Source organism: Nonomuraea sp. NBC_00507, assembly GCF_036013525.1.
Taxonomy (GTDB): domain Bacteria; phylum Actinomycetota; class Actinomycetes; order Streptosporangiales; family Streptosporangiaceae; genus Nonomuraea.
In genome coordinates, this window is the sequence record NZ_CP107853.1 from 745,989 (window position 1) to 770,437 (window position 24,449).

Genomic DNA, 24,449 nt, shown 5'->3' on the forward strand with positions numbered 1-24,449 from the left:
CCAAAGAGTGTTACAAGTGTCCTCATGAAACGCCTGAGCATCGATGGAGCATTGCTCTACACCCCCCGCATCCACAGCGATCCACGTGGCGATTTCCTGGAAGCCTTCCGCGCGGCAGACCTGCGGGAGGCGCTGGGGCACTCGATGGAGCTCGCCCAGGTGAACTGCTCGGTCTCCGGGCGCGGCGTGCTACGCGGCATCCACTTCGCCGACGTCCCGCCGGGCCAGGCCAAATACGTCACGTGCGTGGCGGGCGAGGTGCTGGACGTCGTCGTCGACGTACGCGTGGGCTCGCCCACCTTCGGCCAGTGGGAGGCGGTGCGCTTGGACGACGTGTCGCGCTGCGGGGTCTACCTCGCCGAAGGCTTAGGTCATGGCTTCCTGGCGCTCAGCGAATCGGCCACGGTCATCTACCTCTGCTCCACCGCGTACGACCCGGCACGCGAGCACGGCATCCACCCGCTGGATCCGGAGCTCGGCATCGCATGGCCGCTCGTCGGTGAGCCGATCCTCTCGGCCAAGGACGCCGCGGCGCCCACGCTCGCGCAGGCTCGTGAGGCAGGGATACTGCCATCGTGGTGAGCGTCGTGATTCCGGCCCACAACGAGGCCAAAGTGATCGGCCGGCTGCTGGACGGCCTGCTCCGTGACGCCGCGCCGGGCGAGTTCGACGTCGTCGTCGTGGCCAACGGCTGCACCGACGGCACGGTCGCCGTGGCGCGGCCGTACGATGTCCGCGTTCTGACCACGCCGGTCCCCTCCAAGCGCGAGGCGCTGCGGATGGGCGATGAGGCCGCACGTGGCTATCCCCGGCTGTACGTGGACGCCGACATCGAGCTGAGCACCGCCTCCGCTCGCGCGCTCGCGGCCGTGCTGGCCGCGCCGGACGGGCCGCTCGCCGCCGCGCCCGAGCGGGAGCTGGCGCTGGCCGATCGCCCGTGGCCGGTCCGCGCCTATTACGCGATCTGGACGCGGCTGCCGCATGTGCGCGCCGGGCTGTTCGGCCGGGGCGTCATCGCGGTGAACGACGCGGGCAATGCCCGCATCCGCGCCCTTCCCCCGGCGATGGCCGACGACCTGGCCGCCTCGAACGCATTCGCACCTGACGAGCGCGTGATCGTGACCGGCGCCCGTGCGGTGATCCAGCCTCCACGTACGGTCGCCGACCTGCTGCGCCGCCGGGTGCGTGCCATGACCAGCGTGAACGAGCTGGAGCAGACCTCGGCCACGGCCGGAGAGCGCACGGGGATGCGCGACCTGATGGCCATCGTGGCCGGAGAGCCGCGTCTGGTGGGCGCGGCGGTCGTCTTCGCCATGGTGGCCGTGCTGGCCAGGCGGAGAGCCGCCCGCGCGATCCGCGCGGGCGACTACACCACCTGGTTGCGTGACGAGAGCAGCCGGAGCTAACCGACCGGCGTGTTCATGTCGGTCGTGATCTCTGCCGCGGTGAGCGCCTTGTTGTAGATGCGGACCTCGTCGATCAGACCGCTGAAGTACTCACCCGAACCGCTGTTGCCACCGATCCGTAGCGGGCTCGTCCCAGTACGCAGGTTGCCGCCCGTGAGGTTGGTGGCCACCTGCGTGCCGTTGACGAACATCCGCAACGTGGACCCGTCGTACGTGGCCGCCACATGACTCCACGTGTTCAACGGCAGGTTGCTCGCCGCCGGCGCGTTCGCCCCCGACGAGGTGAAGATGAACGCCCCAGGACCGCTGCCACCACTACTCATGATCGCGTAGGCCAGATCGGTGCCGAACTCCTTCATCAACACCGTCCGCCACCCCGTGACACTGGCAGGCCGGACCCACGCCTCCAAGGTCATCCCATTGGTCAACCGCAACGTGCTCGAATCGGCCACCGTGACCCAACTCGACGTGCCGTTGAACGACAGCGCCTGGCCGTACTTGCCGGCCGCCCAGATCGCCGAGGTGGCCGTGCCGTTGTTGCCGTTGCCGGAGGCGTCGGCAACGGCGGCGCCGGTGCCCGCGTTCATTCCGTAGGCGGCCACCAGGCCGGTGACCGTGGGCGGCTGGGTCACGACCGCCGACGCCTCGTTGGACGACGGACTGGTGTTGCTGGACCCGTCGAAGGCCACGACGCGGTAGTAGTACGTGCCGGCCGCGACACCCGAGTCGGTGAACGATGTGCTCGCGGTCGAGCCCACCTGGTTGGCGCCGGACGGGGTGAACCCGGCGGTGGCGGACCGGTGGACGGTGTACCCGGTCACGCCCACGTTGTCGGTCGAGGCCGTCCAGGTCAGCTGGGCGCTGCCCGATCCGCCGGTCGCCGCCAGGGAGCCCGGTGCCGTGGGCGCCTGGGTGTCGGGCGGTCCCTGCTGACCGACGGGCGTGTTCATGTCGGTGGTGATCTGTGCCGCGGTGAGCGCCTTGTTGTAGATGCGGACTTCGTCGATCAGACCGCTGAAGTACTCACCGGAGCCGCTGTTGCCACCGATCCGTAGCGGGCTCGTCCCGGTACGGAGGTTGCCGGTCGTGGGGTTGGTGGCCACCTGTGTGCCGTTGACGAACATCCGCAACGTGGACCCGTCGTACGTGGCCGCCACATGACTCCACGTGTTCAACGGCAGGTTGCTCGCCGCCGGCGCGTTCGCCCCGGACGAGGTGTGGATGTACGCCCCGGGACCGCTGCCGCCGCTGCCCATGATGGCGTAGGCGAGATCGGTGCCGAACTCCTTCATCAACACCGTCCGCCATCCCGTGACACTGGCAGGCCGGACCCACGCCTCCAGCGTCATGCCGTTGGTCAACCGCAACGTGCTCGAATCGGCCGCCGTCACCCAACTCGACGTGCCGTTGAACGACAGCGCCTGGCCGTACTTGCCGGTGACGGACCACGTGGTGTTCGCGGCCGTGCCGTTGTTGCCCTTGCCCGAGGCGTCCACGATGGACGTGCCGCCGCCCTCGTCCATCGCGTAGGCGGCCACCAGCCCGTCCGGCGTCTGTGACTGCTGGTAGGTCGCCGTATAGGTCGTCGCGGTGGCGGGCGCGGTGATGTTGTGGGTGGCCGCGCCGCCGTCGGACCAGGAGACGAGCGTGTGGCTGAAGCCGTCGGCACTCTGCGGCGAGGTCGCGGAGATCGAGTTGTGCGAGCCCACGATCACTGTCCGGGTGAAGGGGGCGATGGTCTGCTCGCTGTTGAAGCCGAGCTGCAGCCCGGCGGGCGTGGTCTGGAAGGTCAGGTTCACCGTCTTGGGCTGGAGTGTCACACTCTTGGTGTCGGTCAGGCCGTGCGCGTCCGTCACGGTCAGCCTGAGCTCCAGGTGGGCGGGATATTCGTGGTCCGGAGGGGCGAAGGAGCCGCCCGTGCCGGCGAACGTGGTGATCTCGTGCTCGTGGCAGGTGCCGGGGCAGTGATGCATGATCAATTTCCACGACATCCGCGACCCCGGGATCGTGCCGTCCTGGGCGTCCGTGCCGGTGCCGGAGAACGAGATCGTGTCCCCGACCGCCCACGTGAGGGAAGATGACGGGGAGCCGATGGCCGCGGTCGGCGGCGTGTTGCTCACGTTGATCGTGACGGTGGCGTCGCCCTGGCCGCCACGCCCGTCGTCGGCTCGCAGCTGCACCACATAGGAGCCCGGCTGGGTGTAGGTGAAGGACGGGGTGGCCGCGGTGGAGTCGTCGAACTCGCCGTCGCCGTCCAGGTCCCACCGGAAGGTGAGCGGGTCGCCGTCGGCGTCCGCGGAGCCGGCGGAGGTGAAGTTCACCGCGAGCGGCGCGTTGCCCGACGTGGCGCTCGCGCCGATGACGGCGGTCGGCGGGGTGTTGTTGTAGATGTAGCGGATGATCTGCCCGTTGGCGTAGTCGACCGCGAAGAGGTCTCCGCCGGGGCCGGTCTGCACCTCCACCGCGGGGATTCCCGAGTCGAAGGTGGCGATGGTCGCCGGGTCGGGCAGGCCGTTGGCGCCCTTGGTCATGACCCAGACGCACGATCGGCTGTAGTCGGAGAAGAACATCGCGCCGTCGTAGGCGTCGGGGTAGGAGCCGCCGTTGTAGAAGGCCACACCGCTGGAAGAGGAGCCCCCGGACGGGCACGGGTCGTTCGGCGCGGGCCTGGAACCGTGGTTCCAGGCGAAGTACGGCTGCGCGTGAGCCGCCGCCCCCGCCGCGTACAGGTTCTCGCAGAGGGTCAGGTTGAGATTGTCGTATCCTCCCTGCCTGCCTGAGCCCTCGTAGCAGGGCCAGCCGAAGTTGTTCACCGGGCCCGTGGGGTCGGCGATCCGGTTGATCTCTTCCCAGGTGTTCCAACCGACTTCACCGGCCCAGACCTCGCTGGTGCCCGGCCGGATGGTGATGCGGAACGGGTTGCGCTGGCCGTAGGCGATGATCCTGGCCAGGTTGGGGTCGCTGCTGCCGGCGTTCGGGTTGCCGGGGGCGGCCGCGCCGGTGTCCGGATCGATCCTGATGGTGGTGCCGTTGAGGCTCGCCGGGTCACCGCTGGTGCGCGGGTCCTGCGAGCGCAGCGCGCCGCCTTCGGCGGCCGGTGGGGTGAGCGCCGTGCCGACCGGCGAAGGCGGGTCGCCGCAGGGGTTGTCCGGAGTGATGTCCGAGCTGGTCAGGTTGTCCTGGCCGTAGTCGGCGAAGTTGAAGCTGGCGCCGTCGCCGCCGCTGGCGTAGAGCATGCCGTCGGAGCCGAACTTGAGGTCGCCGACGGAGTGGCTGGGGTATTGCTGGCACCAGTCGGTGATCAGTGGGGTCTCGACGACGGAGCTGCCCGAGGGCGCCAGTGAGGACAGGCGCCCGGTGATGAGGCAGCCGTCGCCGGTGGCGCCGGGCGGAGTCGGGCAGGGATCACCGCTCACGCCTGCCGTACCCCAGCGTGGCGCGGTGCCACCGGGCACCGCGTCGTAGGCGTACAGGACATAGATGCGCGGGTCGGCCGGGAAGTCGGGGTGCAGGGCCATGCCGAGGAGCCCGCGGTCCCAGAAGTTGTGCACCTGCGTGCGCAGGTCGGCGTAGATCGTCGCCGTGGTGTCGGTGATGGAGTCGAAGACCTTGATCAGGCCGCTCTTCTCGGCGACGAACACCCGGCCGTCCGAGGCGAACTCGATGTTGGCCGGGTTGGTCAGCCCGCTGAAGACGACCTGTTTCTGGAAACTGCCCGGCAGCGCCTGCGCGGCGGATGGCGCGATGAGCGCCAGGCCGGTGGTGAGCAGCAGGACGGGTAAGAGCGCATGGCAAAGCCGCCGCAACACGAGAACCCCCTTGAGCTGAAACTCCCCCGAGCCCTGAATCCGATCTATCGCACTGAATCAGCCGGAAGTCACGAGGTCTGTCCACATGTGGCCAGCCATGCGTACAGCAACCAGCCCAACTCGTACGGCCGGCACTCCCGATCGACGGCAACCGGCGGATAAACCCGATCCAGCACGCCGAGGCGTAGCCCCGGACGCACGCCGGTCGCCACCGCCCGCAGGCCGCGCACCAGTTTGCGCGGATCCGCCCGCGCTTCCTTGCGCCATGTCAGAGCGAGCTCATCGAGCACGAAGGCCGGCCGCTCGATCATCCAGTCGAGTCCCTTGGAGATCTCCGCCACGTAGGCGGTGCCTCCCGCGTCGGCCAGATCGAGCAGCGCCATCGGCCCCATCGCCAGCTGGTGAACGCTGTAGACCGGATACCCCTCGACCACCGACCCGATGCGGGCGTCGTAGTGCCACCACCACTCCCCCTGCGGGCCCTGTGCCTGGCAGATCCCCTGCGCCACCTGCTCGGCCGCGCGCAACGCTTCGGCGTCGCCGGTGGCGGCGTGCAGCCTGGCCAGCGCCTGCAGCGGGTAGACCTGATCGGCGAAGCAGCCCACGTGGGCGCGATACCGGGGGACCAGCGGCCCCGTACCGAGCGCGTGCGGGTAGAGCCGGTTGCCCGCCAGCCCGCCGAGCAGCCGCTCGCGGGCGCGCTCGACCCGGTGGCCGGCCACGCCGGCCGCGACCAGAGCGGCCAGCACCCACGCCGCCTCGACGGTGTAGATCTGGGGACCCGCGTCCAGCTCCGCGAGGCGGCTCAGCGCCAGATCGAGATCGGCGTGCCCGGCCTCCGCCGCCGCCCAGCAGATCAGCGCGGCATCGCCGGGTCCCGTCACCTCAGGCAGCCGTTTGACCAGGTTGCCCACCAGGTCGAGGAGGCTGTCACCGGCCAGTGCCGCCCGCTGCCGCTCCTCCTCCAGGGCCGCCACGCCGAGCGCGACGATCGCCGCGTAACGGATGCTGCGCCCTTCCGGCACCGCCGTCCAGGTCCCGTCGGCGTCCTGGCGGCCGCGGCGGGTGAACACGAACTCGCCGTCGACGTATCCCGGCGGCAGCCCGCGCACCGCCAGGTCCACCATGCCCGCCACGAAGTCCTGATGTCCGGAGCTCAGCAGAGCGATCCGGTGATCCGTCACGTCGTCTCCTCGATCCTGCGTTTGACACCGGCCCGCTCCCTGAGCACCAGGAGCAGGAATCTGCCGTTGGTCTGCACGTAGCGCGGCCCGAGCCGCAGCGGCTCCTGCAGCATGCGGAAGAGCCATTCCAGGCCAAGACGCTGCCAGCGCAGCGGCGCCCTGCGGGTGTGCCCGGCGAGCACGTCGAACGAGCCGCCCACGCCGTGGATGATCCGTGCCTGGGTGGCCTCGCCCCACTCCCGGATGAAGATCTCCTTCTTCGGCGAGGTGATGCCCAGGAACAACAGGTCGGCCTGGGATTCGGCGATCTCGGCGGCGACGACGGCCGAGTCCTCCACCGGGAAATAGCCGTCACGCGAGCCGGCGATGGCCAATCCGGGATAGCGCAGCCGTACCTCTGCCAGCACTCCGGCCAGCACCTCATCGGTCGCGCCGAGGAAATAGGCGCGGTAGCCGCGCCGGTCTCCCTCGGCCATCAGCTCGGTGAACAGGTCGATGCCCGCCACCCGCTCGGGAAGCCGATGGCCGAGCATCCGCGCGGCCCAGACCACCGCCTGCCCGTCGGCCAGCACGAGATCGCTGTCGATGACCGACTGCCGCAACGCAGCGTCCGTGCGCATGTTGACGACCTTGGCGGCGTTCACCACGCCGATGGTGAGCCGCCTCTGCTCCGAAATCGCCGCCACGCAGTGCGCGATCACCTGGCTCATGGTGAGGGCGTCCAGCACGGTCCCTAAGACCGTTTTCCTGGAGGCCTGCTCCGGTAACCTCGTCATTCATCCCCCTGGGCGTCCATGACATATCGGTCTTAGCTCCGGAAATGTGACATCACGGGAGAACCAGCTCGGTGAGCGTCGCCCGGTGGTCCGTCCGGGGCAGCCGCAGGGTCTGGAAGCTCCGGATCGCGATCCGGCGATCGGCCAGCACATGGTCGATCGCCACCTTCGGGAACAGCCGCGGCTGCTCGTAATAGGGCCAGGTCATGGACAGCCCCTTTCCGGTGACGTCGGCGGCGTCCCGGTAGCCGGTGGCGATCAGGTCACGCAGCACCACATGGTCGAGGGTGGAGTTGAAGTCTCCGGCCAGCACCCGCAGGCGCCCTCCAGCGGGTGGCAGTGCCCGGATGCTCGGCGCCCAGCACGCCGTACGCCAGCCCTCGGAGGGCGCGCACGCGTGGACCGCGACGAGCTCCACCTCCTGCCCGCCCGGCAGGGTGACAACGGCGGGGAGGTGGCGCGGACTGTCCTTGAAGGCGGGGGCCTGGATCGGCGTGTCCGCCGGCCGCAGCGGGTAGCGCGAGTAGATCGCCGCGCCCTCGGAATTCGTTCCCGGCAGGACGATCTTGTACGGCAGCAGCCTCCCCAGCCCGAGCCCGTCCACCCGTTCCCTCATCAGGTTGGTGAACTCCAGCAGGTGCAGCACGTCCGGCCGATCGCGCTCGACGGCGTCGACCAGGACGGGCGGCAGCACGGAGGAGTGCAGCAGATTGACGGCCATCACCCGCAGCACCGGACCCCCGGCGCGCGGGTTGCTCTCCGGCACCACGCGCGGCAGGACGGTCACCGCGAAGGCGCCGGTCACGACGAGCGCGGCCACCAGCAGCGGCCCGGCACGCAGGACGACCGCGAACGCCAACGGCACCAGCGAGAGGGCAGCCGCATAAGGAGTGAACGACACCAGCTGAGACCAGAAGAACTTCGGCTCCCACCCGCACAGGCGCAGGCTCACCCACCCGGCCAGGCCTGTCACCATGAGCCACAGCACCGAGTCTCCTAAACGACGCTGCACTGGCGGCCACGCATCAGCACCGGCCAGGCCGCGTGCAGCGCCTGGTGCCAGTGCCGGATCGGCTCCCCCCGGGTGTGCGCGAGCACACTGTTGGCCGGACGCCTGGCCGGCCGCGGAAAGGATGAGGAAGTCACGGGGCGCACCCGCTCGGAATCGAGGCCCAGCAGGGTGAAGATCTCCTTGGCCAGCCCACACCAGCTCGTCTCGCCGGCGCTGGTGCCGTGATAGACGTCCGGCGGCAGATCGGACTGCGCCAGCCGCACCAGGTAGTCGGCCAGGTCGGCCGTCCAGGTCGGCTGGCCGCGCTGGTCGTCGACCACCTGGACGGTCTCGCGCTCGGCGGCCAGCCTGATCATGGTCGTCACGAAGTTCCGTCCCGCGGAACCGTACAACCAGGCGGTGCGCACCACGTAATGGCCGTGCTCCAGCGCCGCCTGTTCCCCGGCGAGCTTGGTCCTGCCGTACGCGTTCACCGGCGCGGTCGGCGCATCCTCCCGGTACGGCAGGCGGGCGGCCCCGTCGAAGACGTAATCGGTGGACACATGCAGGAGCCGCGCCCCGGTCCGCGAGCAGGTCTCGGCCAGCCAGCCCACCGCGTGCCCGTTGATCGCCAGCGCCTCGTCCTCGTGCGTCTCCGCGTCGTCGACCGCCGTCCAGCCGGCACAGTTGATCACCACTCTGGGCCGGTAGGCGGACACGAAGTCGCGTACCGCGCGTTTGTCGGTCAGGTCGAGCTCCGACCGGCCGAGCGCGAGCACCGGCTCCCCGGTCAGCGCCGCCCGGTCGAGGACGTCGGCGGCCAGCATGCCGCCGCCGCCCGTGATGAGCCATCTCATAACGCCTCCCGGCATGACCGGCCGGTCATGCGGCCCACCAGTCACGGTGCTCGGCATACCAGCGGACCGTTTCCTTCAGCCCCTTCTCGAACGAGATCTCGGGACGGTAGCCGAGCGCCCGGAGCTTGGAGTCGTCCAGCGAGTACCTCCGGTCGTGGCCCTTGCGGTCCTCGACGTACTCGACCGCGTCCCAGTCCCTGCCGCAGGTTTCCAGCAGCCGGTCGGTCAGCTCCTTGTTGGTCAGCTCGGCCGTGCCCGCGATGTTGTAGACCTCGCCTGGCTCGCCCTTCTCGGCGACCAGCCGGATGCCGGCGCAGTGGTCCTCGACGTGGATCCAGTCGCGGATGTTGCCACCGTCGCCGTACAGGGGGACCTTCCGGCCGCGCAGCAGGTTCGTGACGAACAGCGGGATGACCTTCTCCGGGTACTGTCTCGGACCGTAGTTGTTGCCGCACCTGGTGATCGAGACGTTCAGGTCATGGGTGATCGCATAGGCGCGGGCGATCAGGTCGCCACCGGCCTTCGACGCCGCGTACGGCGAGCGCGGCCGCAGCGGCGCGGCCTCGTCCCAGGAGCCGACGTCGATCGAGCCGTACACCTCGTCGGTCGACACCTGGACCACCTTCGGGACCTCCGCCTCCAGGCACGCTTGCAGCAGCGTCTGGGTGCCGAGCACGTTCGTGCGCATGAACTCGGCGGCGCCCTCGATCGACCGGTCGACGTGCGACTCGGCCGCGAAGTTCACCACCAGGTCGTGGCCGGGCACGACCCGGCTGAGCAACTCGGCGTCGCAGATGTCCCCATGCACGAACTCATGCCGCACTCCTTGGAGGTTGGCTCGGTTGCCGGCATAAGTCAGCTTGTCCAGCACTGTGACGTACATGTCGTGCAAATTGCGGACGAAGTGGGAGCCGATGAAGCCCGCACCGCCCGTTACGAGAACGCGTGTCATGAACTGATCTGCACCTTGCTGTGATCGCCCAACACGAGACGATGGGCTTTGGGCGTGTTGGGCGCCGGGGTGACCTCGACGTCGTGGCCGATCAGCGACGACTCGATGCGACCGACCCCGGCGATGGAAGCTCTGGGTAACACGATCGAGTACTCGATCTCGCTGCCGGTGACGGCGCAGTCGGCACCGATGGAGGTGAAGGGGCCGACGTAGCTGTCCCGGATCCGCGCGCCCTTGCCGATGATCACCGGGCCGACGATCCTGGACCGCTCGACCACGGCCCCCTTCTCGACGACCACCCGGCCCACCAGCTCGCTGACCTCGTCCACGCGTCCCCGTACCCTGGGCTCGACCGACTCCAGGACCAGGCGGTTGACCTCCAGCATGTCGGTGACGTTGCCGGTGTCCTTCCAGTAGCCGGAGATCACCGATGACTCGACGTGCAACCCCGCCTCGATCAGCCACTGGATCGCGTCGGTGATCTCCAGCTCGCCCCGCCATGACGGCTTCAGCTCCGCCACCGCCGTGTGGATGGCGGAGCTGAACAGGTAGACGCCGACCAGCGCCAGATCGCTCTTCGGTTGCGCGGGCTTCTCCTCCAGGCCGACCACCCGTCCCTTGGCGTCGAGCTCGGCCACGCCGAACTGGCGCGGGTCGCCGACCCTGGTGAGCATGATCTGGGCCGCGGGCCGCTCGCGGGCGAACCTGTCCACCAGGCCGTTGATCCCGCCCACGATGAAGTTGTCGCCCAGGTACATGACGAAGTCCTCGTCACCGAGGAACTCGCGGGCGATCAGCACGCCGTGCGCCAGCCCGAGCGGCGCCTCCTGCCGCAGGTAGGTGACCTGCAGTCCGAACGCCGAGCCGTCTCCCACGGCCGCCTCGATCTCCGGCTGCGTGTCGCCGACCACCAGGCCGAGCTCCTTGATCCCCGCCGCCGCGATGGACTCCAGGCCGTAGAAAAGGACCGGCTTGTTCGCGACCGGGACCAGCTGCTTGGCCGAAGTGTGCGTGATGGGTCGGAGCCGTGTGCCCGATCCCCCGGCGAGCACGAGTGCTTTCACCGCTAGTAAGCCCCTTCTCCACGGGTGACGACGGACCAGGTCTTCCAGAGGATCTGCAGGTCGAGGATGAGCGACCAGTTCTCCACGTACCGCAGGTCGAGGCGTACCGACTCCTCCCAGGTCAGGTCGGAGCGGCCGCTGACCTGCCAGAGCCCCGTCATCCCCGGCTTGACCACCAGGCGGCGGCGGACGTCGGCGGCGTACCTGCCCGCCTCCTCCGGCAGCGGCGGACGCGGCCCGACCAGGGACATCTCGCCACGGAGCACATTGAGCAGCTGGGGCAGCTCGTCCAGCGAGTATTTCCGCAGGAAAGCGCCTACCTTCGTAATTCTTGGATCGTTCCTAATCTTGAAGAGCACCCCGTCGAATTCGTTCGCATCCAGAAGTGCGTCCTTGAGCTGCTCGGCGTCAGCCACCATCGTACGGAACTTCACGACACGGAACTCTTTGCCGCCTTTGCCGACCCGGGTCTGATAGAAGAGCGCGGGCCCGTGGCTCGTGAGGCGGATCATCAGTGCGATGGCCAGCAGCGGCAGCGCCAGAAGCAGCAGTGCGGCCCCGGCGACCAGCCGGTCGAACACCGTCTTCACGACCCGCCGGGTGCCGTCGAGGTCGGGATGCTCCACGTGCAGGAGCGGCATCCCGGCGACGGGCTTGATGCTGATGCGCGGCCCGGCCACGTCCATGAGCGCGGGAGCCACGAAGAGATCGGTACGCGCGGTCTCCAGGCTCCAGGCCAGCCGGCGCAGCGCGGCCCCGTCCAACTCGGGACAGGCCAGCACGGCCACGGCGTCGGCCTGCTCGCGCGCGACCACCGCGGCCACGTCGCCGAAGGAGCCGAGCACGGGAATGCCGTCCAGGTCGACGTTCATCGCGTGCTCAGGAAGGCAGGCTCCCACCACCTGCATTCCGTGATGCGGCTGGCGCCTGAACTGCATCACCAGGTTGAGAATCGACTCCCGATGCCCTACCGCGATCACCTGGCGCATGTAGTCGCCCACCGCTCTCCTGCGGTGGAGACGTTTACGCATTCGGTAGCGGAAGTAGAGCGTGGAAAGCAGCGCCAGCGGCAACATCGCCATCACGAAGCTGCGCGCGATGACGGTCTGCGTGGCGTACGCCATGATGGCGACCGTGGCCATCAGGCCGATGCCGCCGTTGAAAACGGCCTTGAACTCCTCCGTCCCCTCGCCGTTGGCACGCTGGCGGTACGCGCCGCCCATCATGAGCGCGACGGGCCAGGCGACGACCAGGCCGAATCCGAGCGCGAACTCGACCAGTGGAATGAACGCACCGGCCATCAGCCGGATGCTGAGCACGCATACGCATGCCAGCAGAGCACATACCGTGTCCCCGAATAACAGGAGCCGTAGGTACGCGCGCGTCCAGATGCTCGACGCGCGGCGCGGCACGGCCCCGAGGAGCACAACAGCGGACTCCCCAGTCCCCACCCTCATAGCCTCCACCCTCTGGACCACCCCGAAACTCTGTGCACCGCGATAACTTGACGTTCCTTGAACCACATGGGTTGACAAGTCCCACGCACTTAAAGGGCGGCGGCCCCCACTAAAGAGTAAAGATCGATTCCAGCATGGGGAATAACGTCAAATGTCCACAATCGGACGCGGGCTGGGCAGGCCCAGGGCTTGACGGAACGCTCCATCTGGTGCAGCGTCCCAAAGAGGGAAATGTGAGGTTTACGGCGACATTTCAGCAGGTTGCCGCTCTATGAACCGTTTAGTCGTACTCCAGGTCGGGCAGCGCAGAGGGCGGATCCGGGCTACGCCAGACCACCACGACCCCGTCGTGCGCGGAGTCGGCCGCCAGGGCCAGCCGGTCCAGGTCGAAGTCCGGCAGATAGCGCAGGCGGGCGAGGAAGGTGGCGTCCGTGGCCGAGCGCGGCACCACGCAGCCCTCGCCGTCACGGTCGAGCAGGATGAACAGGACGTCTTCCCCGGATGCGGTGACGACACGGACCTCCACCACGTCCTCCCACGCAAGGGCCTCGACGCTCCCGTCCGCGTAGTGACGGGTGACGCCCTCTTCCGTGACATATACGTAGGAGTCCGGCATCGGATTGCCGTGCATGGCCGCGATTCTTGCGAGTTCCGGGCCTGTCCCGCAAGGGTTCGCACTCAATGGTGCGCGTGGACGGGGTCCTCGGTGCCCCACGAGTGGCCGAGATGCGCCGCCACCGCCGCCCTGGCCGCGTCCTCCGGGCCGTCCGCGATCGCGTCCAGCAGCTCGCGATGCTCACGCACCAGCACGTCCCTGTCCCGGTAGACCTCGCGCAGCCGCACCAGGCCCAGCCGGGTCTCGGCCGCGAGCACGCCGTAGAGCCGCTCGAGCCGCGGGCTGCCGACCGCCTCGATCAAGGCCTCGTGCAGCGCCATGTGCTCGGCCACGGTCTCCGACCACGGCGCGCCGGCGGGCAGCGCCGCCATCCGGTGCAGCGCGGCCTCCGCCCGTGGGGCCCGCTGCCCGGCCATCGCCTGCGCCATGAGGTCCTCGAGGGGCCGGCGTACGTACATGAGATCGTTGAGGTCCGCGATGGTCACTTCGGGGACATAGGCGCTGCGATTGCGCTCGCGCCTGAGCAGTCCCTCGTGGACCAGGATCGCCAGCGCCTCCCGCACGGTCGGCCTGGCCACCCGGTAGGACGCGGCGATCTCCTGCTCGGGCAGCGGGGTGCCGGGCTCGATCTCGCCGGACAGCACCCTGCTCCGCAGGGCGTCGGCCAGCGCCCCAACGGTGGAAACGGGTCTGAGGGGCAACGTCACGCCTGCGACTCTAACGCTCTTTCCCTTTCGGGTACGGCCACGGCGACCAGGCTGAGCGCGAGCAGCACGAGGCCGGCGACCGAGACCGGGGACAGCCGCTCGCCGAGCACCACCAGGCCGAGCAGCGCGGCGACGGCCGGCTCGGCCAGCGCCAGCGTGGCGGCCGTGGCCACGGGGGTGGTGCGCAGGCCGCGCCCGTACAGGAAGTAGGACAGGGCGGTGGTCGCGAGCCCGAGGTAGAGCACGGCGACCAGCCCGCGCGGCTCCGCCAGCCACCCCACACCGCCGAGGAGGAGGACAGGCAGCATGATCACAGCTGCCCCGCCGAACATCAGCCCCATGACCGCGTTGGACTGTCCCCCGTCCTCGATCGCCCGGGCCGCCGTGACGGCGTAGAAGGCGTAGAGCAACCCCCCGAGCAACGCGAGCAGGACACCCGACACGACCTGCCCGCCTGCCTGCGCCCCGCCCCCGGCGATCAGTGCCGCGCACCCGCAGACGGCGGCCGTGGTCGCGACCGTCCACCGGCCGCTCGGCCGCCGCCCGTGCAGGACCCACGACAACATCCCGGTGAAGACCGGCCCGCTGCCGATGGCCACCACGGTTCCGATCGCGACGCCGGTGCGGCCGACGGCGGCGAAGAAACACAGCTGGTAGGCGGCCACCGCCGCGGCGCCGAGCAACAGGCCGGGCCTGGCCACCTGCCTGAGGCCCGCCCCAGCGAGCGTCGCGAGCACCGCGCCCCCGATGACCAGCCGGGCGGCGGCCAGCGCCACGGAGTCGGCGGAGACGAGCAGGCCCGCCGTGCCGGCCGTGCCCCAGAGCACGGACGCGCCGACGACAGACAAGGGTCCCTTTCTCATGAGGGACATTGTCTGACAATTAGACAATTTCGTCCAGTAGCTGCTCGATCAGCCGAGTCGCCGGGGCCGCCACCTCCCCTACGTAGTCGTCGAACGCGGCCAGGCCGTCGCTGATGCTCGGCAGGCTCTTGCGGGGGAGTTCGAGCAGCGGGTCGTTCTCCGCGGTGATCGACCCCTCGACCTGGAAGGCGGCGGCGGAGACGGTGATGGAGACCTCGAAACGCACCTCGCGCCCGTCGGGCAGCGTGAACGTGGTGCCGATGCGGGCGCCGGCGTCCGGGAAGAAATAGGAGAAGCCCTCGCTTCTGACGAGCGGATGACGCAAGTCCGCGAGAATCCCCGACGCCCGGCTCAGGGCCGCCAGCAGCCCGGCTGCGGCCAGACTCTCGCTGTCCACCCATGAAAGGGTAGATCAGCGGTCAGTCGGTTGCCAGGCGCGCGTGCCGTTCTACGTCGTAACGAACGCCGTTATATGCAAGTTTGCCCCGTTCGATGCCCTCAGGCCGGAATCCGGCCTTGGTGGCGACCCGGCACGAGGCCTGATTGTTCGTGCGATGCCCCAGCTCGAGCCGGTAGAGCCCGAGCTCGTCGAACGCCCACCTGGCCAGCTTTTCCGCGGCCACCGCCGCGATCCCCCGCCCCCTGGCCTCCGGCACGACCCAGTAGGACACCCATCCGTTGTCGTGCGCGTCGATCCTGGCCACCGCCACATTTCCGACCACCCGCTCGCCGACGGTCACGGCGAAGGCGTGCCCGACCCCCTCCCAGGAGGTGATCCACCCTTGGGCGTCCTTGAGCGTGACGATCGGAAAGGCGGTCTGCCTGCGCAGATCGGCGGCCTGGAACGCCTGCAGGACCGCGGGCGCGTCGCTGTCGCGCCATTCCCGCAGTCGTATATCCATAGAGAGCACGCTGCCCGAGATTACCTGGGATGCACCTGCTGCCCGATCTCGTGGGCGGCCTCGAAGTCGGCCACCATCTGCTTGGGCGCCGTCAGGCACCACGCCTCCGCCACGAGCTCGAACAGCTCATCGGCGTCGATCTTGTCGAGGTGGACCACCACCCACCCGAACCGCCCGGCCGTGAACTGCACCTCGAACACCTCGGGCCGCTCGGCCACGAGCGCGATCTGCTCCTCGATCGTGGCCTTGAGGCCGACGGTCTCGGTCGCCTCCCACAAGTAGCCGAACCCCTTGTCCCGCACCTTGAGGCCGATCCACTCGCCGCCGTGGCTCATCTTGACCTCGGGCAGCTCGTCCAGCATCTCCAGGAACTCTTCGACGCTCACACCCATGCCGCCCTGTGTACCAGACTCGACCGACGTTTCCGAGTGGTGGAGCACTACGACCGGCCATCGCCGTCACTCGTAGTAGCGGACTTCCAACACGTTGCCGTCCGGATCCGGGAAATAAATGGTCTCAGGGGCGATGCCCTGGGCGCCGAAGGAGTTGGTCCCGGAGCCCGTGACCTCCACGTCGTGCTGTTTCAGCCGGACCTGGAGCGCGTCGAAATCCTCCCTGCTCACGGCCAGGCAGAAATGATTGATCGGGTGCCCGGCGCTGCCCGTCACACCGGTGCCCTCGTCCACGCCGTTGGCGCTTTCGTACGCCATCAGATCGAGAATGGTCCCGGAGGAGACCCGCACGCTCGGGAACGCCGCCTTCCCCTCGCGAAACTCCTCGGCCCGCACTCCGGGCAGTCCTACCACCTGCTCGTAGAAGCGCAGCGAGACGAGCTGGTCGGCGACCCAGCAGACGATATGGTCGAGGCGTGCGTCCATGGAGAACCTCCTCTCTCTCTAATATCTGCCGCACAAATGCACCTGTCCACCAGTGATTTCATCCGCCCGCCAATGGCCGCTTCCCCGAAAGGGCCGGTTAACGCGAAGTTCGCGGCAATGGCCTGCGTCGCCGTTTCCCCGCCACAATGACGATGTGACGGAAACCACCGGGACGGAGCGCATGCCGGCAGCCGTGAAAACGGCCGGATTCATCATGACGCTCGATGTCGCGTTCGGCCTGGTGGGGCTGGCTTTCCCGCTCGTCGCCCTCGCCGCCACGTTCGACGTCTGGGTGCTCCTTCTTCTGGCCTACGGCGCCGCGGTCACGGCCCTGACCGGCTGGGTGCTGGCTCGCTGGCCGACCCGCCGGAGACGGCTCGTCTGGACGGCCGTCGCCCTCGCGCTGCTCCTGCCCGCGAGCAGACGCTGGTTCAACCGTTGACCCGAGAAGAAACCTTTAGGCTGGGTGCGTTTTGCCGAGGGGAGCATGATGAGCGCAGCCACCTACGTCGAGCCCGACGAATCCGAACCCGAAGTCCCGTTGCTGGGCGGTGATGTCACCGAAGGCGTAGTCCGGAGAGGCAGCACGGTCCGCCGCCCAGTCGGCCACAACGCTCCACTGGTGCATGCCTTGCTCCGCCATCTGGAGGAGGCCGGGTTCGCCGGCGCTCCGCGGCTTCTCGGCATCGACGCATCCGGACGTGAGGTGCTGACGTACGTCAGGGGCGAGGTCGCCGGACGCCCGCGGCCCGCGTGGCTGGCCGACGAGACGCGGCTGGTCTCGGTCGGCCGCCTCGTCCGCGCCTATGATGACGCCGCCGCGGGCTTCGTCCTCCCTGAAGGCATCCAGCCCGACTTCGGCGTGTCCGAACCACCGGACATGCCGCCCGCCCCGGCCTACCCTGCCGAACTCGTCGGGCACATGGACCTCACGCCCGACAACATCGTGTTCCGGGACGGTGAGGCCGCCGCGCTCATCGACTTCGATATGGCCAGACCGGCGTCCAGGGTGGACGAGATCCATAACGCGATGCTCTACTGGGCCCCGCTGGGCGATCCCAAGGACGCCGACCCACCGCTGCACGACGTCGACGTCCCCCGTCGATGCCGGATCCTCGCCGACGCGTACGGCATGTCGGATCTGGACAGGTCCCGTCTCGTCGAGGTGGCCGTCCTGCGAGCGCGGCGATCGTGGTTCTCGATGAAGCACATCGCCGAGGAGCAGGGTGGCGGCTGGGCGCGGATGTGGCAGGAAGGCGTCGGCGACAGGATCAAACGGCGGGAGGCATGGCTGGAGCGCCACGGCGCAGAGCTGGAAGCTGCGCTGACCGCCCCATAAAGAAGCCCATCAGGGAAACCAGTCGGCGGAAATCAGGGTCGGCTGGGCGCCTTGCGCCGGAGCGACGGTGACGAGGAGCGGCGACTCGGCCGGCGCGCGGAGGCGAAGCTCGGTGCCGTCGCCTGTCTTCGAGCGCGCCACGGGCACCTCATCCCCGTCGTGCACGCTCAGGACCTGCCCCACGTTCGGAGCCCCTGACGTGCGACGCTCCCACCTTGCCCGATGCCACGCCATCCGGCGCAGCCACGCTCTCGGCTCGCGGCACGAGGGGCCTGGTTTCTGCTCCAGCCGGATCGCGAGGTCGCCGCCGGATCCGAAGACGCCCCGCGGCACGGGGTTGACGACGAACATGCCGGTGCTCAGGGAATGGCTGCCGCGGCCCTTGAGGTTGACCAGGCCGCCGGAGCTGATCAGGGAGGCGCGCTCGCAGCGTGACGCGTCCAAGGTCACGACAGCGGTGTCGGAGACGCCGTCGTCCGGGATCTCCTGAAGCCTGACGCGGTCGATGCGCAGCCCGGCCACGCCGTCGTCCATGACCGATCCCGCCACGGCCCCCCGGAGTGTCTCCGGGACGTCGCTGCCTTCCGTGACGTCCAGCACCTCGATGCAGAGCAGGCCATCGGCCGGCATCTCGTCGGGCATCAGGTCGAAGACGACGGTGCCGCGCTTCATGGCGCCATCGCTCTCGAGAAGCAGGCACTGGCGCAACCGCCCCTGGGCGCGGACCTGGATGAGCCGCGGCAGCGCCTGGTCATCCACGCCCGTCTCTTGATTGAGATGCCAGTCCTGCACCGAGAGCCGGTCCACCGACAGGGAGACGCTGACGCGCAGGGCGTGGCCGGACTCCGCCACCTTGATCCCGACCAGCCCCGAGCGTTCGAACCGGCCCACGATCTGCACTCCACGATGGAAGTGGTCCGCCGCCTGCAGCTCTGCCGCCTGGCCGCTCGAGATCTCCATGGGCACCTGGGCGGGCGGGACGGCCGGGTCGAAGCCGGTGGCGGTGAGCATTGCCGGTGGAGCGTCGGTCACGGCGCGTACGGGAGTGCCGAGGGCGCGGTCGATTCCGGTGGTATGTCGGAAGTCCAGCCGGGTGAGAAGCGGCTCACGCCGTTCCCACATGCGGCGTACCGCGCAGGGGAAGGGATCGCCATCGCGTTCCACGTGCCGCATGGCGACGGTGAGCACCTGAGCGTAGGTGTCCCCCTCGCCCATTTCCCAGTGCGGCAGCAACGGCGACGGCACGTCGGCCCCGCTGCGGTAGAGCCACAACCAGAGACGGGCCCGCTCCCGCTGCTCCTCCGTCAGCATGGTCTCGCCTTTGACATGCCGGGTGATGGCCTCGCCGAGCAGCCGCCAGTAGTCGTCCCGGTTCTCGGCGACGTACGACAGCCCGCATCCGCTCCATTCCGACCAGCCGGCCTGGATGACCGGGATGCCGAAGGCGGGAAGTTCGTTCGAGACGCTCCCCCGCACGGTCACGCCCAGGTCCGTCATGCTCCACAACATGTTCTTCGACAGCGCGAGGCTGGGCATGAAGATCATGTGCCGGCGCCCGGCATGGCGTGCCGTCACCGCAGCGAAATGCCCGGTCGTGTCATAGAGCGACTGGCTGGGATGGTCCAGGAAAAGCCAGTTCACCGCATCCTGCCGGGCGGCGAAGTCCGCGGTCTCCTCGAACCACTGCGCCAGATCGTCGAACACCTCTCTGTTGGTGCCCAGAGCGTCGGAAATGGCGTGGTTGAAGACCGCGAACACCGGACGATCCGGATCCAGCCCGAAACGGTGACACCCCAGCAGGCGCAGCTGCCGCCGCTCAGCTTCCGACTGCAGCTCGAACTGGCTGGTGCGGCCGGCCCGCCACCAACTGGGCCGGCCGAGATTGCCCTTCGCCCGGCAGGCCACCAATTCGGCGTTCGCCTTGATGGCACTCCTGTGCGGCCATACGTGGTCGTGGAAATGGCCGGCGATCAGACCGGTGAGTTCCTCCCTGAAGGTGCTCAGTCCCTTGCGCCGCTCAGGAAAGAGCGCATATGCCTTCATGCACCCGGTGCTCTGAACATGGACGACCGGTATCTCCCGGCGCATGGCCGCCTCGACCGCCAATCCCCACTGGTCGTAGTCGACGTGACTGGTGACGAGGGCGGCAGCGGGCAGGTCGGCGAACAATCGCGCGTAGACGGCGGAGAAAGCCCTGATGCGGTCGCGGCGCGCCCGGTACCACTCGTCCTCGGTCTCCGGCAGCCGCGGCACCCGAGCCAACCGGACGAGCGTGGCCCTCTCTATGGCGTCGAGGCCCTCCGGAGCCGCGCTTTCGCCCTGACCTGCCAGGTGACGGTCCACGAGATCGTGCACGTTGACGACCTCGCTCGCCCCGAACGCCTCGGCCAGCCGCCGGACCCGCTCGATGTCGTACTGCTCCCAGAGCGCCTCGCTCCACTCCTGATCCGTGCCCGTGAGCACCACCAGCCGGGCCGAGAGCAGGTCGCACAGCGCATTCGCCATCAGCAGGTTGCGTATCACGACCCGGATGTCCTGATGCAGCGCCTCGGTGACGACACATTGATCGCCGTCCGCCCGAGAGGATCGACTTCCCTCCCAGTAGGCGCCTGCCGCGTCGAGCAGGCGATCGAATGTCTGGTCGTCTCCGACAAGGCGCATGAGCCCTCCGCCCGGTTTCGTCTCCGAAAGACCGCTTCAAGCCTGCCAAGCCCGGCATGCGAACCGACTGCGCTGACACTTTCCTTGGTGACGACTTCACCGCGCCTTTACCCTGCCAAGTCCGCCGCCCTCATGCACCCCGACGATTCGCCCGAAGACCGCGCAGTCCGTCATATGGCGGGAGCTAGTATCGTCCGTTTGCACGCTGTATCCCCAAGAATGCAGCTCGTTGTCGGCACAACAGTCGGAGGCAGGCTGGGTGGCGCGATCACGCTCCGATTTTCGCGGATGGTCCTGGTGGGCACTCGTCGCCGCAAGCGTTCTCGTACCGTCCTGCGGCGTCGCGCTGGCCGTGTTCTTCGTCATCGAAGGCCGGGAACACGCCGACCAATGGGCCAGCATTCTCAGTTTCTTCGTCACCGTCCTGGTCGCCGCCACAGCCTTGATCGGCTGGTTACGGCAACGGGCCGAGACCACGGGTGATCCCGGCACTCTGGATGTGGCCGAGCCGGAGGCGGATGTCGTGGCGGCGCGCGTTGAGCGATTGGCCGCCAAGGTCGAGCAGGTATGGAAGGCGGAGGAATTACGGCAGCGCCTGCTCGACCCGGAGCCGCTCCCGGTCTCCTGGCGTACCGTGGGCCCGCCGCTCAGCGACCATTGGCGGGTCATCGGCGGCGACGACACACCCATCGACCTCGATGGCAACCTGGACGATCTCTACCTGACCGTGCGCACCAAGCTTCCCAAGGCGCGCCTGGTCGCGCTCGGAGAGCCCGGTGCCGGCAAGACCTCCCTGGTGATGCGGTTCGTTCTCGCCTGCCTGGCCGCCCGCGAGCAGACGGACGCTCCGGCCGGGCCCGTGCCCGTAATGCTGAAACTGTCGACGTGGACACCGTCGGAACAGACGCTCAGGGCCTGGATCTACGCGCGGCTGCGCGAAGACTACGACTTCGACGAACCTTTGCCGCTGGATCACCTTCTGCTCGTCCTGGACGGCCTCGACGAGATGGCCGAGCCCGATCGCGAAAAGGCTCTCACCAAAATCAACGCCGCGTTCAGCGCCGATTTCCCGCTCATCCTGACCAGCCGTACCAGCGAATATCTGGCCACCATCGACTCCAGGCGAGCAGATGTCCTCACCGCGGCCGCGGCGATAGAGATCAAGCCTCTCGATGCCGCCGCCGTCCGCGACTACCTGACCATCACGACGAAGCCGTCACGACTCCCCGAATGGGCGAACGTCTTCGCGGAGCTCACCGCCGATCCGGACGGGGAGCTCGCCGGCGGGCTGTCCACTCCCCTGGCCATTTCCTTGGCCCGCGTCGCCTACGCGGAACGAGCGGCGAACCCGGATCACTTGCTCACTTTCACGAACAGGCGGGACCTGGAAGCCCATCTGCTCGCTGAACTCGTTCCTTCGCTGTATTCCGACGTGTCCGAGCATGCGCGCGCAGGCTGGCGCGCAGACGACGTCCACCCCTGGTTCTCCTTCCTCGCCCGGCACTTCCGGGCACGAGGCATCTCCTGGCCGGATCTGAGCGACGTGGTTCCCCCGCTGGTCTACGGCCTGGTCATCGGCCTCCTGGCCGGACTGTTCACGGGAACGGCGTTCAGTCTGGCGGCAGGTCCCTCCACAGGCGTGATGGTGGGAGCAACCATGATCGTGGCCATCTGGACCTACACCGTCGTCATAGACCCTGAGCTCTCTTCCCTGGAGCAAATAGGCCTGCGCCCGCTGACCCTTTGGGCCGCGACGTCAGGCCCTTTCTCCGTCATCCTCTGGTACCTCACCGCACAAGGCGACCTGGCACCCGACCACGCTGTGGGCATTGCGCTGGTGGCCTCGCTCTGGTTTCTCGTGATGCTCTGCCGGAGCCTGATCGCCCTTCAGATCGCGATACTCGACTTCGGCATCGTTATCGCACTCACGGGCCGTCCGGCTGCTTCGCCTCAAGCGCTTGCCGTGACAGCGCTCGTCGCGATCATCGTCGCGTCGATCCTTGCCGCTGCCCTGCCGCACTTCTTGATCGCCCACGTCCTGCTCTTCGCGATGGGCCGGGTGCCTTGGCGGGTGGGGGCGTTCTTGGAGGACGGATACAGGCGCGGTGTGTTGCGGAAGGTAGGCGGGCTCTACTATTTCCGCCACGATCTTCTGAGAGAACAACTAGCCGAAAGGCCCACGGCCTAGCCTGGCGAGCTCCTGATCGGTGAGCGCCAGACCGGTCGCGGCGGCGGAGTCCCGAATGGAGGCCGGGCGGCTGGCACCGGGAATCGGGATGACGTGCGGGCCGGCCGCGAGCAGCCAGGCGAGGCACACCTGCTGCGGGCTGACGTTCCGTTCACTGGCGATCGCGTGGAACGCGCTGTGCCCCGCCGGCCTTGCCTCTTCTGCTTCGAGCGCGCTCCGCGAGATTCCGCCGAGCGGGCTCCACGGCAGGAACGCGATCCCGAGCTCGGCGCAGAGCCGCAGCTCGGGGCCACTGTCGCGGACCGCGGGAGAATACCGGTTCTGCACGGAGACAAGCCGTCCGCCGAGCTCCCGATGGGCCTGCCGAATCTGCGGCACGTCCACGTTGGAAATCCCGATCATCCGGACCTTCCCCTCGTCGTACAACTCGCGGAGCGCGCCCAGCGACTCCGCGAACGGCACCGCCGGATCGGGCTTGTGCAACTGGTACAGCCCGATGGCGACCACCCCCAGCCGCTTGAGTGAGCCCTCGCACGCACGCCTGAGGTGCCGTGGATCACCGTTCACCGTCCAGGAGCCGTCGCCTGGACGGCCCCGGCCGCCCTTGGTCGCCACGAGGACGTCGCCGGTGTCACCGCCGTAACTCGCCAGCGCGCGGGCGATGAGCAGCTCGTTGTGCCCGACCTCGCCGGAGCTCCAGTGGTACGAATCCGCTGTGTCGATCAGCGTGACGCCCGCGTCCAGCGCCGCGTGGACCGTGGCCATCGCTCTGGCCTCGTCCGGCCTGCCCTCAATGGACAGCGGCATCGCGCCCAGCCCGATCGCGCCGACGGAAACGTCGCCGATCACACGCATGCCAGGGCCTCCGAGAGGACGTGCGGCAGCCAGTCCGCGGTGTGCGAGAACACGAAGCCGAGCCGTACGGCACGCCCGTTGTCCATGGCGTACGCACGGCCGAAGGAGAACGGTGAGGCGTCCGGGCCTGTCGTGTACGTCGCCGGCTTGGCTCCGGCCGCCGCGGAAAGCGCCTCGCACAGGGAGGTGACGTCGAACGGGCCGTGCGAACACGCGTTCACCGGCCCCGTGAAGCCGGACTCCGCAGTCCACACCAGGAAGTCGGCGATCTCCCTGTCATTGATGAACGACGACGGGCGCGGCTCCTGGTGTACGACGACGGGGAGCCCTTCGCGGATCCGCGTCGTGTAGTGGTCGAGCCTTCCGGTGAAGTCCGCACCGCCCAGTACGTGTCCCGTACGGACACTCACGAAGTCGAACACCGGCTCACGGGCGAAGACCGCCTCCGCCTGAGCCTTGCCCACCCCGTAGTGCTCGTCGACGAAGGCCGGTTCGTGCCACGGCAGATCCATTCGTACCGGAACGTTCGCGAGATCGATCGCGTCCTCGGTGACCGGCACAGTGGTGTCCAGCGCGGAATACACCTCGATCGTGGAGGTCATCACGTACCGTCGCGTGCGCTCCGCGAAGACCCTCCGCGCTGAGGCGGCCTGCCGCGGCGTGTAGCAGACCTGGTCGATCACCACGTCGAAGACGCGATCCCCGAGGGCGGCACGCAGCCCGTCCTCGTCGTCGCGGTCGGCGATGAGCTGCCTCACCCCTTCCGGCGCCGGTGAGGAGCCACGATTGACCACGGTGACGGCCGTTCCCGCATCGCGCAGCCGCTCGATCACCCGTCTTCCGAAGTACCGGTTGCCGCCGATCACACACACGCTGTCCATGGCCACAGCCTGGCGGATCTACAGTTTTAAGCGGTAGTGGTGATCTGCTTATCCAGTCGACAG

Annotated in this window: 23 protein-coding genes; 5 read left to right on the top strand and 18 right to left on the bottom strand. The window is 68.6% G+C overall.

Going from position 1 to position 24,449, the window contains the following annotated elements; genetic code table 11:
• The first annotated feature begins 24 nt into the window (after positions 1-24).
• Entirely contained in the window at positions 25-582 is a 558-nt protein-coding gene (gene rfbC, locus OHA25_RS03875) for a dTDP-4-dehydrorhamnose 3,5-epimerase (protein ID WP_327586248.1), read from the top strand.
• Positions 576-1,406, top strand: a complete 831-nt coding sequence (locus OHA25_RS03880; RefSeq protein WP_327586249.1) for a glycosyltransferase — start codon at positions 576-578, stop codon at positions 1,404-1,406. The genes rfbC and OHA25_RS03880 overlap by 7 nt, the downstream gene beginning before the upstream one ends.
• Here the strand turns inward: OHA25_RS03880 and OHA25_RS03885 are convergent.
• From OHA25_RS03885 to OHA25_RS03955, 15 genes are all read right to left on the bottom strand, one after another.
• The gene (locus OHA25_RS03885) at positions 1,403-5,215 is read right to left on the bottom strand and encodes a LamG-like jellyroll fold domain-containing protein (RefSeq protein ID WP_327586250.1); all 3,813 of its coding nucleotides are present in this window, start codon (positions 5,213-5,215) and stop codon (positions 1,403-1,405) included. The genes OHA25_RS03880 and OHA25_RS03885 overlap by 4 nt on opposite strands.
• A 68-nt stretch (positions 5,216-5,283) precedes the next feature.
• The gene (locus tag OHA25_RS03890) at positions 5,284-6,399 is read right to left on the bottom strand and encodes a hypothetical protein (RefSeq protein WP_327586251.1); all 1,116 of its coding nucleotides are present in this window, start codon (positions 6,397-6,399) and stop codon (positions 5,284-5,286) included.
• Positions 6,396-7,175, bottom strand: a complete 780-nt coding sequence (locus tag OHA25_RS03895) for a WecB/TagA/CpsF family glycosyltransferase (protein WP_327586252.1) — start codon at positions 7,173-7,175, stop codon at positions 6,396-6,398. Before OHA25_RS03895 ends, OHA25_RS03890 begins: the two co-directional genes overlap by 4 nt.
• A 52-nt stretch (positions 7,176-7,227) precedes the next feature.
• Positions 7,228-8,163: an endonuclease/exonuclease/phosphatase family protein gene (locus OHA25_RS03900; protein ID WP_327586253.1), complete on the bottom strand. Its 936-nt coding sequence runs from the start codon at positions 8,161-8,163 to the stop codon at positions 7,228-7,230.
• A gap of 8 nt (positions 8,164-8,171) precedes the next feature.
• Complete coding sequence (rfbD, locus tag OHA25_RS03905; RefSeq protein WP_327586254.1) at positions 8,172-9,023, bottom strand: dTDP-4-dehydrorhamnose reductase; 852 nt, start codon at positions 9,021-9,023, stop codon at positions 8,172-8,174.
• 25 nt (positions 9,024-9,048) lie between these two features.
• Positions 9,049-9,975, bottom strand: coding sequence for a dTDP-glucose 4,6-dehydratase (gene rfbB, locus OHA25_RS03910; protein WP_327586255.1), 927 nt, complete (start codon positions 9,973-9,975; stop codon positions 9,049-9,051).
• On the bottom strand, positions 9,972-11,039 hold the full coding sequence (locus OHA25_RS03915; protein ID WP_327586256.1) for a glucose-1-phosphate thymidylyltransferase: 1,068 nt from the start codon (positions 11,037-11,039) through the stop codon (positions 9,972-9,974). The genes rfbB and OHA25_RS03915 overlap by 4 nt, the downstream gene beginning before the upstream one ends.
• A gap of 2 nt (positions 11,040-11,041) precedes the next feature.
• Positions 11,042-12,496 carry a sugar transferase gene (locus tag OHA25_RS03920; RefSeq protein ID WP_327586257.1) on the bottom strand — a complete coding sequence of 485 codons (1,455 nt, stop codon included), beginning with the start codon at positions 12,494-12,496 and terminating at the stop codon, positions 11,042-11,044.
• Between the two features lie 280 nt (positions 12,497-12,776).
• A complete protein-coding gene (locus tag OHA25_RS03925) occupies positions 12,777-13,127 on the bottom strand; it encodes a hypothetical protein (protein WP_138672784.1) in 351 nt (116 codons plus the stop codon).
• A 47-nt stretch (positions 13,128-13,174) separates the two neighbouring features.
• Positions 13,175-13,819, bottom strand: a complete 645-nt coding sequence (locus OHA25_RS03930; RefSeq protein WP_327586258.1) for a GntR family transcriptional regulator — start codon at positions 13,817-13,819, stop codon at positions 13,175-13,177.
• Positions 13,816-14,682, bottom strand: coding sequence for a DMT family transporter (locus OHA25_RS03935; protein ID WP_327586259.1), 867 nt, complete (start codon positions 14,680-14,682; stop codon positions 13,816-13,818). The genes OHA25_RS03930 and OHA25_RS03935 overlap by 4 nt, the downstream gene beginning before the upstream one ends.
• Positions 14,683-14,701: 19 nt before the next feature.
• Positions 14,702-15,079 (bottom strand): hypothetical protein, encoded by a 378-nt coding sequence (locus OHA25_RS03940; protein WP_327586260.1) that lies wholly within the window; start codon positions 15,077-15,079, stop codon positions 14,702-14,704.
• A gap of 22 nt (positions 15,080-15,101) precedes the next feature.
• Positions 15,102-15,584 (bottom strand): GNAT family N-acetyltransferase, encoded by a 483-nt coding sequence (locus OHA25_RS03945; protein ID WP_327586261.1) that lies wholly within the window; start codon positions 15,582-15,584, stop codon positions 15,102-15,104.
• A gap of 20 nt (positions 15,585-15,604) precedes the next feature.
• Complete coding sequence (locus OHA25_RS03950; RefSeq protein WP_327586262.1) at positions 15,605-15,976, bottom strand: MmcQ/YjbR family DNA-binding protein; 372 nt, start codon at positions 15,974-15,976, stop codon at positions 15,605-15,607.
• 66 nt (positions 15,977-16,042) lie between these two features.
• Complete coding sequence (locus tag OHA25_RS03955) at positions 16,043-16,462, bottom strand: VOC family protein (protein WP_305914478.1); 420 nt, start codon at positions 16,460-16,462, stop codon at positions 16,043-16,045.
• A gap of 154 nt (positions 16,463-16,616) precedes the next feature.
• Between OHA25_RS03955 and OHA25_RS03960 the strand changes: the two genes are divergently transcribed.
• Both OHA25_RS03960 and OHA25_RS03965 read left to right on the top strand, forming a co-directional pair.
• Positions 16,617-16,904, top strand: coding sequence for a hypothetical protein (locus OHA25_RS03960; RefSeq protein ID WP_327586263.1), 288 nt, complete (start codon positions 16,617-16,619; stop codon positions 16,902-16,904).
• Positions 16,905-16,952: 48 nt separating this feature from the next.
• Positions 16,953-17,801, top strand: a complete 849-nt coding sequence (locus OHA25_RS03965; protein WP_327586264.1) for a phosphotransferase — start codon at positions 16,953-16,955, stop codon at positions 17,799-17,801.
• 9 nt (positions 17,802-17,810) lie between these two features.
• Here OHA25_RS03965 and OHA25_RS03970 read toward each other — a convergent pair whose 3' ends face one another.
• The gene (locus OHA25_RS03970; protein WP_327586265.1) at positions 17,811-20,462 is read right to left on the bottom strand and encodes a hypothetical protein; all 2,652 of its coding nucleotides are present in this window, start codon (positions 20,460-20,462) and stop codon (positions 17,811-17,813) included.
• Between the two features lie 259 nt (positions 20,463-20,721).
• Between OHA25_RS03970 and OHA25_RS03975 the strand changes: the two genes are divergently transcribed.
• Positions 20,722-22,650: an NACHT domain-containing protein gene (locus tag OHA25_RS03975; RefSeq protein WP_327586266.1), complete on the top strand. Its 1,929-nt coding sequence runs from the start codon at positions 20,722-20,724 to the stop codon at positions 22,648-22,650.
• On the opposite strand, the gene OHA25_RS03980 is transcribed toward OHA25_RS03975, so the two are convergent.
• Complete coding sequence (locus tag OHA25_RS03980; RefSeq protein ID WP_327586267.1) at positions 22,627-23,505, bottom strand: aldo/keto reductase; 879 nt, start codon at positions 23,503-23,505, stop codon at positions 22,627-22,629. The two genes, OHA25_RS03975 and OHA25_RS03980, sit on opposite strands and share 24 nt — an antisense overlap.
• Positions 23,496-24,386, bottom strand: coding sequence for an NAD-dependent epimerase/dehydratase family protein (locus OHA25_RS03985; protein WP_327586268.1), 891 nt, complete (start codon positions 24,384-24,386; stop codon positions 23,496-23,498). The genes OHA25_RS03980 and OHA25_RS03985 overlap by 10 nt, the downstream gene beginning before the upstream one ends.
• Between the last annotated feature and the right edge of the window lie 63 nt (positions 24,387-24,449).

What these genes read in the sequence shown, in the direction of transcription:
- OHA25_RS03895 (WP_327586252.1), bottom strand. Translation starts at nt 7,175, where the DNA reads ATGACGAGGTTACCGGAGCAGGCCTCCAGGAAAACGGTCTTAGGGACC.
- OHA25_RS03965 (WP_327586264.1), top strand. Translation starts at nt 16,953, where the DNA reads ATGAGCGCAGCCACCTACGTCGAGCCCGACGAATCCGAACCCGAAGTC.
- OHA25_RS03985 (WP_327586268.1), bottom strand. Translation starts at nt 24,386, where the DNA reads ATGGACAGCGTGTGTGTGATCGGCGGCAACCGGTACTTCGGAAGACGG.
- rfbD (WP_327586254.1), bottom strand. Translation starts at nt 9,023, where the DNA reads ATGAGATGGCTCATCACGGGCGGCGGCGGCATGCTGGCCGCCGACGTC.
- OHA25_RS03925 (WP_138672784.1), bottom strand. Translation starts at nt 13,127, where the DNA reads ATGCACGGCAATCCGATGCCGGACTCCTACGTATATGTCACGGAAGAG.
- OHA25_RS03955 (WP_305914478.1), bottom strand. Translation starts at nt 16,462, where the DNA reads ATGGACGCACGCCTCGACCATATCGTCTGCTGGGTCGCCGACCAGCTC.
- OHA25_RS03950 (WP_327586262.1), bottom strand. Translation starts at nt 15,976, where the DNA reads ATGGGTGTGAGCGTCGAAGAGTTCCTGGAGATGCTGGACGAGCTGCCC.
- OHA25_RS03980 (WP_327586267.1), bottom strand. Translation starts at nt 23,505, where the DNA reads ATGCGTGTGATCGGCGACGTTTCCGTCGGCGCGATCGGGCTGGGCGCG.
- rfbC (WP_327586248.1), top strand. Translation starts at nt 25, where the DNA reads ATGAAACGCCTGAGCATCGATGGAGCATTGCTCTACACCCCCCGCATC.
- OHA25_RS03970 (WP_327586265.1), bottom strand. Translation starts at nt 20,462, where the DNA reads ATGCGCCTTGTCGGAGACGACCAGACATTCGATCGCCTGCTCGACGCG.
- rfbB (WP_327586255.1), bottom strand. Translation starts at nt 9,975, where the DNA reads ATGACACGCGTTCTCGTAACGGGCGGTGCGGGCTTCATCGGCTCCCAC.
- OHA25_RS03935 (WP_327586259.1), bottom strand. Translation starts at nt 14,682, where the DNA reads ATGAGAAAGGGACCCTTGTCTGTCGTCGGCGCGTCCGTGCTCTGGGGC.
- OHA25_RS03920 (WP_327586257.1), bottom strand. Translation starts at nt 12,496, where the DNA reads ATGAGGGTGGGGACTGGGGAGTCCGCTGTTGTGCTCCTCGGGGCCGTG.
- OHA25_RS03945 (WP_327586261.1), bottom strand. Translation starts at nt 15,584, where the DNA reads ATGGATATACGACTGCGGGAATGGCGCGACAGCGACGCGCCCGCGGTC.